Origin of the sequence: Paraburkholderia sp., assembly GCF_049581445.1 — a bacterium.
Lineage (GTDB): Bacteria > Pseudomonadota > Gammaproteobacteria > Burkholderiales > Burkholderiaceae > Paraburkholderia.
Genome location: NZ_JBAURZ010000405.1, coordinates 1 through 16,599, shown reverse-complemented (window position 1 = coordinate 16,599; position 16,599 = coordinate 1). Strand labels below are relative to the sequence as shown.

Below are 16,599 nucleotides of genomic sequence, written 5' to 3'. Positions count from 1 at the left end.
GGGTACGCCGGTCGCCACTGGCGTGGGCAATGTGCCCGCGCCAAGCGCCGCCGTGACCTTCGATCCGAACGCGATCACTCAGCCTGCGCTCGCGACACCGACACCGGCGCTGGCTGCATCGTCGGTGAAGGCGCTCGGCATCAAGACGCCCACAACCGCTGAACCTGGCACACTGGTGGGCGGCGGGCGACGCCAGACGCTGAGCTTCGCTGACTTCGGCGCACTCGATCCGCTGCAGCTACGAGGCACGGATGGCCAGAACGGTATCGCCTTCTCGGTGCGCAACGACGAAGTGGTGACCGGTGCGATCCTGCATCTGATCTACAGCTACTCGCCTGCGCTGTTGCCGGCCATCTCGCAGCTCAAAGTGCTGGTGAACGGCGAAGTCGCCGCCACGCTGCCGGTGCCGCGTGACCAGGCGGGCATGCTGGTAGCGCGTGACGTCTCGATCGATCCGCGCTTCATCACCGAGTTCAACCACCTGAACATCCAGCTGATCGGCCACTACACGCTGCAGTGCGAAGACCCGGCGAATTCATCGTTGTGGGCGACGGTCAGCAATGCCAGCTCGCTGGATCTGACCTATGCATCGCTCACCAACAAGCCCGATCTTGCCGCGCTGCCGTTGCCGTTCTTTGATCGCCGCGACGTGCGGCGTCTCGAACTGCCGTTCGTGTTCCCGGCCAAGCCTGGCGATCAGACACTCGAGGCGGCCGGTATTGTCGCGTCGTGGTTTGGCGCGCTGGCAGGCTATCGCGGCGCCCTGTTCCCCGCCCAGGTCGACCAGGCCCCGCTCTCGGGTAACGCGGTGATTTTCGCCACCTCCGATCAGCGACCGGCAAGCGTCAACATTCCAGCCATCTCGGGACCGACGATTGCGGTGGTGGATCGCGAAGCACCCGCGCGCGGCAAACTGCTGCTAGTGCTCGGGCGTGACGAAGCGGAACTGAAAACCGCCGCGAAAGCGCTCGGCATGGGCGCAAGCGTGCTCTCGGGAGAAAGCGCGACGATCACGCAACTGAATGACCTCGCTCCGCGCCAACCGTATGACGCACCCAACTGGCTGCCCACCAACCGCCCGGTGCGCTTTGGCGAACTCGCCGAGGCACGCGATCTGAGCGTGACCGGTTATGACGCCGACGCCGTGCGTGTGAATCTGCGCGTACCGCCAGATCTGTTCATGTGGCACACCAAGGGCGCACCGATCGACCTGCGCTATCGCTACACCGTGCGGCCTACGCCTGACCGTTCGTCGCTGAACATCAGCATCAACGACGGCTTTGTGGAGTCGCTGCCGATTCCTGCGCGGCCTTCGTCGGTCTTCGATCTGGGTTACTACTTCAACAATATCCTGCCGGACAAGACGGCGGACGCGCGCCGTACGGTGTACATTCCGCCGCTGCTGTTGACGCCGCGTGCGCAATTGCGCCTGCACTTCTTCTACGACATTCCGAACACCGGCGAATGCCACGGCCGGTTGCTGGAAAACGTGGTGGGTGCGATCGATCCGAATTCGACCATCGATTTGTCGTCGTTTCCGCATTACATGGCGTTGCCCGATCTGGCGGCGTTCGCCAATAGCGGCTTCCCGTTCACGCGGATGGCCGACCTCTCGGAAACCGCAGCCGTCCTGCCCAATGATGCGGACTCGAGCGACTACAGCCTGTATCTGCTGGAGATGGGCCGCATGGGCGCGTCCACCGGTTATCCCGTGACGGGCGTGACCGTGACAAATGCCGACAACGTGGACCAGCACGCCAACAAGGATCTGCTGATTTTCGGCGCACCGGGTCATCAGCCGCTCTTGCAGCGCTGGGCCAAATCGATGCCGTTCTCGAGCGACGGCGACTCGCGCACGTTCGAACTGTCAGACATCGTCTACAAGCTCGAAGACTGGTGGCACGGCGAGCGCGGTGTAGAACGCGCACCGGCCCGTGCTGACCTGTCGCTTGTCAGTTCGAACGGCGCGGCGCTTCTCACCGGCTTCGAATCGCCGCTACAAAAGACACGCAGCGCGGTGGCGTTCGTCAGCGCGGCCGGCCAGTCGGATGCCGATCTGACCAGCGCCTTGCTGGATGCCGACGTGCTGCCGCAGATTCAAGGCGCGATGGCTGTGATCCACGGCCGCACCGTCACGATCACGTCGAACGGTACTGCGTACTACATCGGCCATTTGTCGCCGCAGGAATACCTGCGCTGGGCCCTGTCGTCGCATCCGTTGCTGCTGTTGCTCGGCGGCCTGATCGCCGCGCTAATTATTGCGGCACTGTTCTACCGTACGCTGCGCTCGATCGCCGCGCGCCGCCTGAGGAACTGATATGCCGGTCAGATTGAAAACGGCACCCGTCGCGGTTGGCAAGCTTGCCTCAGTGGCATTCGGTGTCATTGCCGCCGCGACGTCGTGCTGGTCGAGCCCGGCCGTCGCCGCAAATGCAGCAGCCTGCGATTGGCCCGGCTACCGCACGTTCGTGGAGCGCTTCGTCCAGGCCGACGGGCGCGTGATCGACTACTCGACACCCACCCAGCAGACCACCTCCGAAGGCCAGTCGTACGGCATGTTCTTCGCGCTGGTAGCGAACGATCGCGCGACGTTTGACCGTCTGCTCGGCTGGACCCGTACCAACCTTGCCGGCAATCAGTTCGATGTCCATAGCATGCATCTGCCCGCCTGGCAGTGGGGTAGAAAGCCAGACGGCTCATATGGTGTGCTCGATCCGAATTCCGCGTCCGACTCCGACCTTTGGATTGCTTACGATCTGCTGCAAGCCGGGCGTCTCTGGCATGACACCAGTTATACGAAGCTCGGCGAGGCGCTTGCCGGGCAGATCGTCAGCAAGGAAATCACCAGCCTGTCCGGGCTCGGCCCGATGCTGCTGCCTGGACCGCAAGGCTTTCAGACTGGCGACGTGACGCGTCTCAATCCAAGCTATCTGCCCTTGCCCGTGCTGCGTGCTCTAGCCAGCGAGATGCCGAACGGCCCGTGGAGCAAACTGGCGGAGAATGCTTATCAGCTCGTCAAAACCACCTCACCGCAGGGCTTTGTTCCCGACTGGGCCGCATGGCGGGCGGGACAGTTCGTGGTCGATCCGAAAAACGGCGACATTGGCAGCTATGACGCAATCCGCGTCTACCTGTGGGCCGGCATGACCGCGAGCGCCGATCCGTTGGCGCGTCCTTGGCTCGCCGCGCTAGGCGGCATGCGTACCATGGTCGCTCAAACCGGCGTGCCACCCGAGAAGGTCTCGGCAGCCACCGGCACGCCGAGCGGCGAAGGTCCGTTGAGCTACTGGGGCGCGCTCGCCCCTTACTTCAAGACGCTGGGCGACGAGCGGGGCCTCGGCCTCGCCCGCACGCATCTGGCCGCGCTCGACAACCCCGTGCAGGGTCACGAGCCGGTGTACTACGACCGTGTGCTAGGGTTGTTCGGCACGGGATTCATTGACGGCCGCTATCGTTTCGACGAGGCCGGCCGGCTCGTGCCAAGTTGGAGAAACGCATGCGACTGAGCGCCCTCGCGCTTGCACTGAGCCTCGCCAGCGTCTATAGCGTGACGCTGCCCTCGAGCGCCTTCGCTCAGGCGCAGGCCTCGGGCGATCCGCTTAACGTACTGATCGATCAAGGCAAGTACTGGCAGGCCCATCACCGTGGCGACCTTGCTGAACAGGCCTGGCAAAAAGTGCTGCGTATCGATCCGAAGCAGCCGGATGCATTGTTCGGCATGGGCATGGTGCTCGCTGACCGCAAGGACGGCAGCGGCGCGCAACAGTATCTGGCGCGTTTGCGGGAAGCCGCGCCGAACTATCCGGCCATCGACGAACTGGGACGCCGTCTTGGCGAGAGCAGCGTGCGCGACCAGACCGTCAACGATGCCCGGCGGCTGCAGCAAAGCGGCCAGGCGGCCAGCGCCGTGCAGGAGTATCAGCGTGCGCTCGAAGGCAAGCCTGCTACGCCCGAACTGCAACTGGAGTATTACCAGGCACTGGCGGCAACGCCGCAAGGCTGGGATCAGGCGCGTCGAGGTTTACAACAGCTCGCGGAGCAGAATCCGGATGACCCGCGTTATGCGCTCGCTTATGCGCAGCACCTGACCTATCGTGACACCACACGCCGCGACGGGATTGCGCGTCTCCAGAAGCTTTCGGGCGATAGCACCGAAGGCACCGCCGCGCGCAAGAGCTGGCGGCAAGCGCTGTTATGGCTCGACGCGCGCCCTTCCGATGCACCGATTTACCAGGCTTATCTGCAACTCGTGCCGGATGATGCCGCCGTGAAGGCACGCTTCGATTCGATGGTGCAGCAGGACCAGGCCGCGCGTGACCGGTCGCAGCAAAGTTCTGCTGTCGATGCGCGCGGCCGCACCATTGCCGATGGTTTCGCCGCGCTCGATCGTGGTGATATCGTTACGGCGCGCAGCAAATTTACGTCGGTGCTGGCCAGTAGTCCGAACGACAGCGACGCACTCGGCGGCATGGGTATTGCCGCGCTCAAGCAGGAGCACTTCTCCGAGGCGCGGGATTATCTCGAACGCGCATCGCGCAGCGGCAACCCGGTGCGCTGGAAGGACGCGTTGCTGAGCGCGACCTATTGGACATACACGAGCGACGCGATTGGCGCGCGCAGCAACGGCGAATTCGCCAAGGCGAAGTCGCTGTTCGAACGGGCCATTGCGGTGAACCCATCGGATGTCACCGCGCAGGTCTCGCTCGGCGAAATGCTGCTGAGCAACGGCGATCCGGCTGGCGCCGAGCAGGCTTACCGGATGGCCTTGCGCCGCCAGGCCGACAATCCCGATGCGATTCGCGGCCTCGTCGGCGCGCTCGCCGCCCAGGGGCGCGGCGACGAAGCACTACAGTTCGCCGATCAACTGAATGCCGAGCAACAGGCCAAGGCAGGCGGCATCAACCGTTTGCGCGGCGAAGCGCAGGCCGCTCAGGCGCGCGCCGCCGAAGCGCGTGGTGATCTGGGTGCGGCGCGCAGTCTCTTCGAAGATGCGCTGCTCAGCAATCCTGATGATCCGTGGATGCGTCTGGATCTGGCGCGAATCTACGTGCGCCAGGGTGCGATCGGGAACGCACGCAGCATGATGGACGGTTTGCTGGCGAGCCACCCCGATATGACCGACGCGCTGTATGCGAGCGCGTTGCTGTCGGCGGAAACCCAGGACTGGTCAGCCGGTCTCGCGCAACTGGATCGGATTCCGCCAGCGCAGCGCACCGATGCGATGACCACTTTGCAGCATCGCCTGTGGGTGCATCAGCAAGCGAGCCTCGCCATCCAGATGGCCAAGGGCGGACAGACGCAGCAGGCCTACGCGACACTGCGCGCCGCCGAGCCGATTGCAGCCGGCAACCCGGAACTGATTGGCACGGTGGCCTCGGCATATCAACAGATTGGCGACTCGAACCGCGCGTTGTGGCTCGTGCGCAGCGCGATGAATGCATCGCCGGGCGACACCGGCATTTTGCTCGAATATGCCGGCATTCTGCTCGCCACGCATCAGGACGCCGAACTCGGCATGGTGATGCGGCGGCTCGCCGCGGCGCAACTCACGCCGCAGCAACGCATCGATTTCGGCAATCTGAATCTGGCCATCGTCATTCGCCAGGCCGACGCCGTGCGGCAACGCGGCGACCTCGCCAGTGCCTACGATGTGATCGCACCGTGGCTCGCGGCGATGCCCGACAACCCCGATCTGCAGGCCGCGCTTGGCCGGCTCTATTCGTCAGCGGGTGACGATCGCAATGCGCTCGCCAGTTACCGCGTGGCGCTGGCGCGCCGCCCCGACGACCAGAGCCTGCTACTCGCAGCGCTGCCCGCCGCGACCGGTGCGAAAGACTTCGCGTATGCCGAGCAACTGGCCACCCAGGCGCTCAATACCGCACCGGACGATCCCGATGTCCTCGCCGCCGTTGGGCGTATGTACCGCGCGGAAGGCAAGCTCTCGCTCGCCTCGACCTATCTGCAGCGCTCGCTGATTGCGGCCAATACGCCGGTCGGCACTGCACCGCGCGCCGGCTCGGCAAGCAATGTGCCGCGTGGCTGGGAAGTGGCGATGCGCAGGATCGGCGCCACGCCACTGCCAGGCACGAACCCGTTCGAAGGAAAAACCGCCGTCGACGTTCCCGCCGATGCCACAGTCAGCAGCGGCTTTAACGCAGCAGCACCGGTGCAACGATACGTCGCGCCTGCAGCATCTCCGTATTCGCAGTCTTCCTATCCGACGCAGACCGTGCCGAACTATCCGCCGCCCTCAACGCCCGCGCCGTACGTCGCGCCGTATAACGCGCCTTATGTGGCTCCTGCTGGGTCGCCTGGCGTGGCTCCTGGTGTTGCGCCTGCCGGACCGTCCGGTGCGCCGAACTCCAGTGCAGGAACAGGGGGCTACGGTCCGGACAACTACGGTTCCAGCGACGCGGGTGCAATTTCCGCCGCGCCGCTGCAGCCGTATCCCGGGCAGGGGCAGGCCCCGATGCAGGCTCCGATGCAGCCGCAGGTGCCTTATAACGCGCCGTACCCGCAAGACGGCGCGGCCTACGGAGCGCCCGCTCCCTATGTCGCGACGCCCTGGCCGATGTCCCCCGCGGCGCGCGAGGCACAGCAGGCGCAGGCCAACTACCCGACTAACGGAACCGGCAGGAACTCATCGAGCAAGAAGCAGACGGCAGCGCGCAATCACACGACAACGCGTAACGCAAAGGGCGCCGCACCGACGTATACGCAGGCGCCTTATGGGCAGCAGGGCTACGCGCAGCAACCGTATTACGGTCAGCAGCCTTATCCGCAACAGCAGGCGTACGGGCAATCGGGTTATGGGCAACAAGGTTACGGCCAGCAATCTTATCCGCAGCAACAGCCGTACCTGCCCCAGCCGTATCCTCAGCAACAACAGTATGCGCAGCAGCAGCCCTATCCGAACCAGGGCTACTACCCGCAACAGCAGCAATACATTCCGCAACCGCCGGCCGGCTACGCGCAGTCGTACTACCCGCAGCAATCCGCCGGGCAGAACCCTGCTGCGAACGCAGCAAACGCGCAGACGCTCGGAGTCGCGGAAGAACTCGCGCAAGTTAATCGCGAGCAGACCAGCACGGTGAGCGGTGGCATTGTGTTTCGCAATCGCGCGGGTGAAAACGGCCTGTCTGACCTGACCGATATCGAAGCACCCATCCAGGGACGCATTCAAGCCGGCAACGGGCATGTCATCGTCACCGCCACGCCGGTGACACTCGACGCGGGTACCGCGAGCAACAGCGTCAACACGCTGGCGCGCTTTGGCTCTGGGTTGTCGGCTACCTCGACCCCCACCAACACCTATGGCTCGCAGACAGCCAACGGCGTCGGGCTGTCGGTTGGATATGAAAACAGCAGTGTGAGCGGCGACGTCGGCGTGACGCCGCTTGGCTTTCCCGAGAAGAACATCGTGGGCGGTGTGCAATACAACGGCGCGGTGACGGACAAGGTCTCATATACGCTCGCAGTGGCGCGGCGCGCCGTGACGGACAGCCTGCTCTCCTATGCCGGTGCGCGCGATCAGGGCGCGAATCTCGAATGGGGTGGTGTGACGTCGAATGGCGGACTTGCCAGCCTGTCATGGGATGACGGCACCAGCGGTCTCTATGCGAACGCGTCGTATCAGTACTACATGGGCGATCATGTGGAGAGCAACGATGCCGTGAAAGGCGGCGGCGGCGTATACACCCGCCTCCTGAAGAGCGCCGACCAGACATTGACGGTCGGCCTCAACACCACGCTGATGGGCTACAACAAGAACCTCTCCTACTTCACGTATGGCCAGGGTGGCTACTTCAGCCCGCAACAATACGTCATTCTGAATCTGCCGGTGGAACTCACCGGTCGCGATGGCGCTTTCACGTACGACCTCAAGGGCTCGATTGGCGTGCAGCATTATCGTGAGGATGCTTCGAATTACTTCCCGCTGGACCCGAGACTACAAGGCAGCGCGGCCGGCAACGCAGCGACCGCCATTGCCAACGGCCAGTCAGTCGACAGCGGCGCAGTGTATCCGGGCCAGAGCAAGACCGGCGTGAGTTATTCGTTCAACGCAGTCGGGGAATATCAGCTCGCACCGCAACTCGCCGTGGGCGCGACCGCTTCGCTTGGCAACGCGTATCAGTATCGGGAATGGCTTGCGGCGGTTTATGTGCGTTATAGCTTTACGAAGCAGAGCGGTTTGCAGCCGTTCCCGCCGACGCCGTTGGCTTCGCCTTATGTTTCGATGTCGAATTAGGATGGCCATCGCCGTCGACGTCTACGGCGAACGCATCAATTTGAGCACCGCGTTTGGCAAATTCGCAAGGTGGGAAGTTACCCCACTTTTGTTCAATAGTCTGTGGACAGATCATCTCTCGTGGCAGGTTGCCTGGTACACAAGGCTTTGCAGGTGACGCGTGGGGGGAGTTGCATTCCCCCCGCCCTCAAAAATTCACTCCCTTCCGTTCCCCCCGCTGCGGCGTGGGAAAACCTTCGTCATCCTATGGAAGGACTGTCCTACATATTAGACATATGTCTTGTTCCATCTTCAAGCCGGTACCCACTAACCGGTACTCACAAGACAAGTGGCTTGTCTAAAGTCCAGACAGGTGAGTTGTTGATGCTGCGCTGCGCGCGGCGTGGGGAACGAGTCACACATTCCCGAAAGGCCAAGATCGGCTGCACGCGCGAGCCCCGCGTCTACGAACACATAGCGCTCCTTCGATTCAGGGCGTCGAGATCAGCGATGCGAAGGGATGCGTAGGTGCCGTGGCCAAGACAGGCTGCCAGAAGCTGATGGATCTGGCCAAGCTTGACCTTTGAATTGTGCCGGGAACGCACGCCGTGTGCGACGCTGCCCCAGCGGGTGAGCCGGTCCAGGTGGTCTCTCAAAGCGCAGCGAACGACGAGCGTTTAGCGTCCGCCGCCTGCGGGAAATTCTGTCACAACATCCAACCGGAGAAAAATAGGCAGGGAACCCGTGTTGCGCTTTCTAACTTGAGGCATGCATTTCAGAAATATCCATCTCCCCACTTGGCCCATTCGTGTGCGCCGTTGGAGCGCATCGATACATTGCCAGCGTAAGCGCTGCAGCCGCTTCGGACCGCTAGTAATTGAGATAGTCTTTGGTGAGTTGCCGATATGTATAATCTTCCGCTCGACCGATACCCCAAAAATTCTTCATGCGAGTCGCCGTCATTAGCGCGTATCACAAAGAGCCGCCTCACGTTCTACGAAGGTGTCACGAAAGCGTCCTTGTGCAGCAAGGTGATGTCACTCACGTTATGGTCGCCGATGGATTCCCTTCCCGCGATGTTGAAAACTGGGAACGCGTGGTACACATCAGGATTCCCAATCACGCCGACTATGGAGATACACCGCGCGGTGTAGGTGCGGCTTGCGCGGCCGCCAATGGGTTTGATGCCATCTGTTTTCTTGACGCGGATAACTGGTATGAGCCCAACCATCTCGAAGCGATGCGCATGATTGCGAAGGAAACGGGGGCTCAGGTGGTTACGACGACTCGGAGAATCTTTACTGTAGACGGCCGCTTGCTTGGCACCTGTAGCGAATCTAACGGCGTCGATTTCAACGACACCAATTGTTATTTCCTGACGCGAAGTGCCTTCCCCGCCTGCGCGGCATGGCTTTTCAAAGACTCGTCCGAAAGCATCGTCGGCGACAAGGTATTCTGGAACGCCGTGCAATGCGGCGGCTATACACATGTTCACTCGATCACGCCAACCGTCAACTACGTGACCACGCTCGCATTTCACTATGAGATGTTCGGAGAAACACCGCCCGACGACTCAAAGCTCATTGTGCAACTGCACGGCCACGAGCATTCTCAAACAATAAGTTACGCGCAACTCAAAGCGATGCGCAGAGAACTGGACTCCTGACAGGAATCATGCGCATACAGATTTCCTTCTGCAATTGTGCGTCGCGCCGGACGCTTCACCGAGACAATATGGCAGGGGACATGCTCGCCTGAGCGGGGTTTCCGCGCAGGACATCGGCGCCACGGAATCGCGCCTGACTAGGCCATGAACGGCGAGCGCGGCGCAGCCACATGAGCGACTGCCGGGCGACACCAAGGCGGAGCCCCCGCCGCGAGCAAGTTCACCCAGTCGTTGTCAACCACCGCAGTCACCGGAACATACCGTTGCGACGACAGAACGTCACTCGGTCAAGTCACCACCCGCTCACAACTTACACTTCTGGCGGTCGATCGATCGGATCATCCGTAACGCTCATGCATTGCCTGATTCTCGGCTGGCCGAACGCAATCGTGTTAAGCATCCCGACGCCAAACTGTCGAGGGAACTCGTCGTCGAGCTTGAAATCTTGTTCATCTGCCCGCACCACGCCCATTCGCTCGCCCAGAAGCGGAGTTAGCATGTCCGGATCGACCGTGTAAGCAACTAACTGTTGCAGGTTCTCGTTATATCTGAGAACCACGGAATAAGGCGGATGTTTGGCCATCAATACCCCAAGCATCTTTGCTATCTATCGAACGCCTTTGACCTGCACAATGCTAGCAAGCGCTTATTTCTCGGTCCGGCGAGCGCAGTGCAGACGTCTTGGGCAAGCTAGTACTGCGCAAAACATTTACCGTCGCTATAGCCACCACCGCGCCTTCATCCCACCGTCATCACTTCCGCTTCCGAAAAGCGAACTGTAGAGTACAGCTCTTTCCGCGGAGCTGACCAGATCAGGTACGAGAAGAGGTCGAACTATATCGGGACGAAGGGCAGGGTTTGGTCCCTGCCCTTCGGTCACGGCATCAAGTCGGGCTCTTACTCACTCCTCCTCTGATGGCTTGTCCAGAGGGTACTGAGCGGCGGTCAGGTATTGTTTGAGCTCCGGCTGACCCAGCGCAATTAAACTGAGCACTGAACAGCCGAACCGGCGCGCGAACTCGTCGTCAAGCCTGAAGTCGAATTCATCTAGCAAAATCGGCATCTCAGCTGCTCCGGCGATCAGTGAAGCACGCCTAGCGGGATCAACCGACTGCAAAATCAGCTGTTGACGATCTTCGTCGTAGGTGACAACGATGGAACGCGGAGGAACATTAGTCATCAATAACCTCGACACTCTTGATAGTCTTGGAACGCCTGTTGTTTGCATAGGGCACGGCCGCGCTTACCTCCCATGATTGTGCCCAAAGTATTGCAGTTGAGCATGTCTAGTTCATACTTTCCAAGGGATTAACCAGGAGCACGATGCGGTCGCTACTGTCATACTCCACACGGATTGACGTCGCAGCTTCCGGCGTCAGGTTATCGGTTGGCCACTGGGCAATCGTTGACAGCCGTTGCTTGCCGTCATAGAAAATCTTCCGTATCACACCCGTGCGAGTTGCCTCGGAATAAATCCTGCCGGTGCTGTCAGAGTAGGCTTCTGTCGTACCAAGCCGCTCGTCTTTCAGGTAGAAGTATCCGTCGCCAGCTTTCGTCAGGGAAAGACCCGAAGTTCCTGGCAAAACCCACGCTCCGCTAATCCACTTGAATATTAGAGGTTGCCCGTTACCCAGATATGCAGTGATCTTCGGCGTGTTCGCATTGACCGCGCTCAGGTCAAGTCTTCGCTGCCAGTTGTTGATCCAGAACCCGCCCATCGCCGTCTGCGCTTTGTCGAACGGCTTCGAAACATAGCTACGACTAAACACAAGTGGCGAGGTGTCGCCGCTTGCAAAGTCAGTTTCAGAGAGCGTGACAATCCCATTTGCCGGATACACCGGGTCCGCTACAGGGCAGGTATCATCAGGCGGGGCTTCAGTCGCGTTGCACCACTGATCAATCAGAGCGAGGTCATTGATGCATGCGTAATTGCCCATTCCGCCCGGCGTGTTACTGGTAACGTCGAGCTTGCACGTCCTGGAACCCGGCGTCGCACCGGATTTTGAATAAAGCGTGAAGCAATCGTCCGCGCTTGCTGCAAATGCCACTGTAAGCAGCATGAATACAATCAACAGGTGAACAGCCTTACCTGCCGGTCCCTCAGTAAATCTGTGGTTTTCCATCGTCTTCCTTACTGGTTGCATTTGTGAAAAGCACCAGCACGCTATAAGAAACAAGACGACGAGAAATTCGGAAAACTCCTAAAATTTGCGGTTACCTTTCGCAACAATTAGTTGTCCGCCAATTTCCCTGAAGGTGATGCAGGAAGCGACGAAGATACATGTCATCCAACAGCCCGGCACCAGTCGCAGTCGCAGTCGCAGTCGCAGTCGCAGTCGCAGTCGCAGTCGGCAGCCTCAAGCGCCTTGAGCGCGAGGTCCAGTCGAGCGAGCCGCTTCTTTACCTCTTTCTCTGTGATAAGGCTGTAAAATTTTCAAATCATAATGTTTTGTATTGCTTATTGTTTAACTGAAAAAATCACACCCTATGATTTTCAAATCACTTATTTCTGGAAGTCGCGCGCGTGCTGCACCTAACGCGTGATTTTCTGCTCGACGCGCACGAAGTGCGGCGCGTAGAGTACCCTGTTTCATTCAAGCGGCAGCTGTATGATTCGAACTCGGACACCACGTCGTCAGACGCACGGCCCGCGAAGCCCGAACGGCTGGAAAGGATCGATGGCCTCCAACTGTCAGGAGCGACCCTTCGCTAATGGTTTGCGAAGGCTTTTCCCCCGCAATATTCCCCACAAAACACCTGCGGCATCCCGATGCTACGGACAACCGGGGGCTCTGTGCCAACAACTAACTCATTGAACTTAAATAGAATAGATGTCTGTGAGTTTTGTGCGCTGCTGGATCAACTTATCCCCACTTTTTGTTGGCAACCCTGTGGACAACCCACTAGCACCCTACCCAAGTCCCTGACGCGAAACGACTAACCGCCCGAGTCCTCAACGCGTGCAATTCGAATTGCTAGGCCGCAGCCGGGAAGAACCCAAGGTACTCGAACGGCATCGCGTCATCAGAAGTCACGCAAGCACCGAGCGCACCCACCGATACCAGCGCGTCAACCGTCGCCTGCCGGTTGGACACAAAACGCCATTCAGCGGTGGGCGCATCTGCCACACCGTCGCCAGCTTCATCGCCAGCCAGCTCACACACCCGCTCAAGCGCCGCCACCAGTTCCTCACGCCTGGGCGAATGCACCACAAACCCTTCATTCGACAACGCCGCAGCATCGACACCAAGCACCGCGCACAGCCGTTGCTTGATCGGCACGTCATGCGTATCCGCCGCGCGCGACCGCTCGATCAAAGCCACCATCGACGCATCGACCAGTTTGCCTGCGCGCATCAGCGGTGACAGACCCGGCGTCCACGCTTCGGGCGGACAGCCCTTGTTAGCGGGCGTCAATTCGATAAATGGATTGATCTCCGCCGGATAGATCCGGCACACGAGCGGCCTCTCTTCGTAGATGCCGCAGCGCATATCGGCCTGTAGATTCGGGCACGGGCCCGCAAAGGCGCCGGTCAGAATCACCACGATCCGCGCGGGCAAGCTGCCGCTTTGCGCCGCAAACGAACGGCGGCGTTTATGCGCCGCCTGCAGGTTATCGGCTGCGGGTTCTTCTAACCACGGCACCGCTTCGCAAAGAATCTGCACATCGGCGCCACGCGCGAGCCAGGCGCGCGCCTCAGCAACCGTCAATGGCAAACGCAGATCGTGGCAGCAGTTGCCGCACATCGTGCACTCAAAATCGATATTCGTATTCATGGGGATCAAGTCTTGCGCCGCGCCAGGCGGTCTGGTTGTCGAGGCGCGTACCCTGCTAGCAATGCGGGGACGCTCCGAACTGCTGTGCCGGGCACACGCAGTCAGAGTGAGTCGTTTTTGGGCGCCTGTTCTGACAGGCGAAGGAACATTTATTTCGTACCGCGCCTGTCCGGTTGAGAACGGCTGCGATCGGCTGCGATCCACCGCAAGCGGCTACCGGCGCGTCGGGCATTATGCCGCGCGACTGCCCAGCGCGTAGCGCCTGCAGTGTTCGAGATAACCGGCTTCGTGGCCGCTCACGAGTTCGACAATACTCTTCCAGAGCCACTGTGGCGCGTCGATCGTTTTGCTGCGCCGCAGCCGCAACTCGCCGAGCCACGCCTTACGCTCGGCGCCATCCATCTGGCGCGCGTGTGCTTTGCCCACCACCAGGGCAAGAAAACGCGCCGCTTTCATCGCTTCCTCGCGGGTCAGCTGCTCGATGGTCAGCTTCATGTCCTGCGGCAACAGTTCGCGTATTACCACCGGACGTTCCGCGAGGCGCGCCGCACGCATCCGGTCGCCAAGAAACGGCGCAAGATGGCGCGCCCCCTCGACCACCCGTTGCGCGTTATCGCGCGGCATGCGCACGCCTGCATAGCGCGGCGCGGCCGCGGTCGCGGCTTCCTTGATGTCGATCAGACACAGATCGTCGCCATCTATCGCGGCGCCGTCAACGTCGAGCAGCACGGCATAGCGCAAGCGTCCCAGTGAACTGCAGCCCTTCACCCAATAAGCCGCATCCAGCACCCTGACTTTCGCATGCTCGTCCTCGGAGCGCAGTTCGGTCGCCAGACGCGCAATCGTAAGTTTTTCAAACAACGCTTCGATCTCGCGCCGTTCGCTCTTCGACAGCGGCCAGAAACGCTTGCCCAACGGGATGTCTGGCTCGACATCCTCGATGCGCTCTTCGGCTAGATGCTGCCACGACCGTCGCACCGCTTCTTTCATCACCACGCGGACTGCCTCCGGCTTTTCCGCCTGAATATCGGCCTGGTCCGACGCATCGTCGAACGCGCGCTCATAGCCGTCGGCGAGCGCCTCCATCATTTGAACCGTGGTGACGCCGGGCAGATCCGAGCCGCGCGCAGCAGTAGCGAGCGACAACCCCAGCCTGATCAGATCGTGCGCCGGATTGCCGATCACCGCCTGGTCGAGATCGCGAATCTGGATTTCCACGCGTCCCTGCGCATTCGCGACCGGCCCAATATTGCCGGCATGGCAATCGCCGCAGATCCAGATAGCCGGCCCCTCGGGCAACGTATGTCCTTCGATGCCGTCAAGCCATTCGTAAAACTTGTTGGTATTGCCGCGGACATACGCGTGGGCCGAGCGTGCCATCTTCGCGTTGCGGCGGGCGCTGAGCAGATCCAGCCTGTCGCCCGGCTTGGGAAGCCCGGTGCGGGCGGCAATTTTCTTTGACATGGGGGAATCCGGTTGAGGATCGTTTCATTGTACCTGGCCATCGCGCCACCAGCCCTCGCTGAACGCAAAGCGTGTGCTGTGCGTGTTTGGCGCATTCGGCATGGGTGCCGTACGGGCGTCCTCTGACCGCATGTGAACGCATCTAAATTCACGGGAACAAGAATTGCTACCTACCCCCGTGCCGCAGCCTCGCTCAAACGCCCCCAAATGTCGGGCGTCCCCTTGCCGAAGCGGCCCACTTGTCCGCGCCTGCTGGCCTGCCGTACCGCTCAGAGTGTGGCGCGGGCGCGCTAATTGACGTGATATCTGCGGAGTTCAAGCATGCCCTTCACGGCTGAAGACCATGGCTGCGCCGGCTGGAAAGGAGAGATGGCCGGGCGCATCCACGCGTTTGACTGGTCAGCCACGGAACTGGGCCGGATCGATCGCTGGCAGCAAAGTCTGGTTGCCGCCGTGCAGTTTGTACTCGCCTCGCCGGTGCCGCTTGTGATGCTCTGGGGCCGGCAAGGCTACATGGTCTACAACGACGCCTACGCGGAATTCGCCGGTGGCCGCCATCCCTATCTGCTCGGCAGTCCGGTCGAGTTGGGCTGGCCGGAGGTCGCCGCGTTCAACCGTCATGTCATGGATACCTGTCTCGCGGGCGGCACCCTGTCGTATCGCGACAAGGAGTTGGTGCTGCTGCGCAACGGCAAGCCCGAAGACGTGTGGATGGATTTGTACTACAGCCCGGTTGCCGACGATACCGGCCGGCCGGCTGGTGTCATCGCGATCGTGGTCGAAACCACCGCGCGCGTGCTCACGGAGCGCTGGCGGCATCGCGCGGAAGCCAAGCTGCGCGAGACCAACGAGCGCCTGCAACTGGCGCTGAACACCGGCGCCGTGCTCGGCACGTGGGTCTGGGACGTCGCGGCCGACACGGTGACGGGAGACGAACGTTTTGCCCGCGCCTTCTCCGTGAGTGCCGAGCAGGCCATGCAAGGCGTAACGCGCGCGGCGACGCTGCGGGCCATTCACCCGGATGACGTCTCGCTGGTCGAGCGCCTCGCCGCGGAGGCGACCGAAACCGGCAAGCCGTTCCGGGCTGAATACCGGATTCGCCGACCTAACGGCGAATATACCTGGTTGCAAGCCAACGGCCAGTGCGAATTCAACGCGCACGGCGCGCCCTATCGTTTTCCTGGTGTGCTGATCGATATCCACGAACGCAAGATCGCCGAACAGGCTTTGCGTCAACTCACCGAAACGCTCGAACAGCGCGTCGCCGATGCCGTGGCCGCGCGCGCCGTCGCCGAAGAACAGTTGCGCCAGGCGCAGAAGATGGAGGCGATCGGTAGCCTGACGGGCGGTGTCGCGCATGACTTCAACAACGTGCTGCAGGTGATCAGCGGCAATCTGCAAATGCTTGCCGCTGATGCGGATCAGAGCCCCACCAGCGCACGCCGCATCGCCGCTGCCAGCGACGC

10 protein-coding genes are annotated in these 16,599 nt (G+C 61.3%); 5 read left to right on the top strand and 5 right to left on the bottom strand.

What is annotated here, in order from left to right; translation table 11 throughout:
* The 4 genes from bcsB to WCA85_RS35110 form a co-directional block, all read left to right on the top strand.
* The coding region (bcsB, locus tag WCA85_RS35125; RefSeq protein WP_424070369.1) for a cellulose biosynthesis cyclic di-GMP-binding regulatory protein BcsB at window positions 1-2,317 on the top strand (2,317 nt) is incomplete at its 5' end.
* Window position 2,318: 1 nt separating this feature from the next.
* Window positions 2,319-3,506, top strand: a complete 1,188-nt coding sequence (gene bcsZ, locus WCA85_RS35120; protein ID WP_424070367.1) for a cellulose synthase complex periplasmic endoglucanase BcsZ — start codon at window positions 2,319-2,321, stop codon at window positions 3,504-3,506.
* Window positions 3,497-8,248: a cellulose synthase subunit BcsC-related outer membrane protein gene (locus WCA85_RS35115; protein WP_424070365.1), complete on the top strand. Its 4,752-nt coding sequence runs from the start codon at window positions 3,497-3,499 to the stop codon at window positions 8,246-8,248. The genes bcsZ and WCA85_RS35115 overlap by 10 nt, the downstream gene beginning before the upstream one ends.
* A 925-nt stretch (window positions 8,249-9,173) precedes the next feature.
* Window positions 9,174-9,893: a glycosyltransferase family 2 protein gene (locus WCA85_RS35110; protein ID WP_424070363.1), complete on the top strand. Its 720-nt coding sequence runs from the start codon at window positions 9,174-9,176 to the stop codon at window positions 9,891-9,893.
* A 310-nt stretch (window positions 9,894-10,203) separates the two neighbouring features.
* On the opposite strand, the gene WCA85_RS35105 is transcribed toward WCA85_RS35110, so the two are convergent.
* The 5 genes from WCA85_RS35105 to WCA85_RS35085 all read right to left on the bottom strand — a co-directional run bounded on the left by WCA85_RS35105 (window position 10,204) and on the right by WCA85_RS35085 (window position 15,133).
* A complete protein-coding gene (locus tag WCA85_RS35105) occupies window positions 10,204-10,476 on the bottom strand; it encodes a hypothetical protein (RefSeq protein ID WP_424070361.1) in 273 nt (90 codons plus the stop codon).
* 318 nt (window positions 10,477-10,794) lie between these two features.
* A complete protein-coding gene (locus WCA85_RS35100; protein WP_424070360.1) occupies window positions 10,795-11,073 on the bottom strand; it encodes a hypothetical protein in 279 nt (92 codons plus the stop codon).
* Between the two features lie 106 nt (window positions 11,074-11,179).
* The gene (locus tag WCA85_RS35095) at window positions 11,180-12,016 is read right to left on the bottom strand and encodes a DUF6531 domain-containing protein (protein ID WP_424070359.1); all 837 of its coding nucleotides are present in this window, start codon (window positions 12,014-12,016) and stop codon (window positions 11,180-11,182) included.
* A gap of 852 nt (window positions 12,017-12,868) precedes the next feature.
* A complete protein-coding gene (locus tag WCA85_RS35090; protein ID WP_424070357.1) occupies window positions 12,869-13,669 on the bottom strand; it encodes a YkgJ family cysteine cluster protein in 801 nt (266 codons plus the stop codon).
* Window positions 13,670-13,900: 231 nt separating this feature from the next.
* Complete coding sequence (locus WCA85_RS35085) at window positions 13,901-15,133, bottom strand: DUF2252 domain-containing protein (RefSeq protein WP_424070355.1); 1,233 nt, start codon at window positions 15,131-15,133, stop codon at window positions 13,901-13,903.
* Between the two features lie 321 nt (window positions 15,134-15,454).
* Here WCA85_RS35085 and WCA85_RS35080 point away from each other — a divergent pair.
* A partial coding sequence (locus tag WCA85_RS35080) for a PAS domain-containing protein (RefSeq protein WP_424070353.1) occupies window positions 15,455-16,599 on the top strand: 1,145 nt, incomplete at its 3' end.

Bases quoted from the DNA above. Each gene is read 5' to 3' on its own strand.
- bcsZ (WP_424070367.1), top strand. From the start codon at position 2,319: ATGCCGGTCAGATTGAAAACGGCACCCGTCGCGGTTGGCAAGCTTGCC.
- WCA85_RS35115 (WP_424070365.1), top strand. From the start codon at position 3,497: ATGCGACTGAGCGCCCTCGCGCTTGCACTGAGCCTCGCCAGCGTCTAT.
- WCA85_RS35110 (WP_424070363.1), top strand. From the start codon at position 9,174: ATGCGAGTCGCCGTCATTAGCGCGTATCACAAAGAGCCGCCTCACGTT.
- WCA85_RS35105 (WP_424070361.1), bottom strand. From the start codon at position 10,476: ATGGCCAAACATCCGCCTTATTCCGTGGTTCTCAGATATAACGAGAAC.
- WCA85_RS35100 (WP_424070360.1), bottom strand. From the start codon at position 11,073: ATGACTAATGTTCCTCCGCGTTCCATCGTTGTCACCTACGACGAAGAT.
- WCA85_RS35095 (WP_424070359.1), bottom strand. From the start codon at position 12,016: ATGGAAAACCACAGATTTACTGAGGGACCGGCAGGTAAGGCTGTTCAC.
- WCA85_RS35090 (WP_424070357.1), bottom strand. From the start codon at position 13,669: ATGAATACGAATATCGATTTTGAGTGCACGATGTGCGGCAACTGCTGC.
- WCA85_RS35085 (WP_424070355.1), bottom strand. From the start codon at position 15,133: ATGTCAAAGAAAATTGCCGCCCGCACCGGGCTTCCCAAGCCGGGCGAC.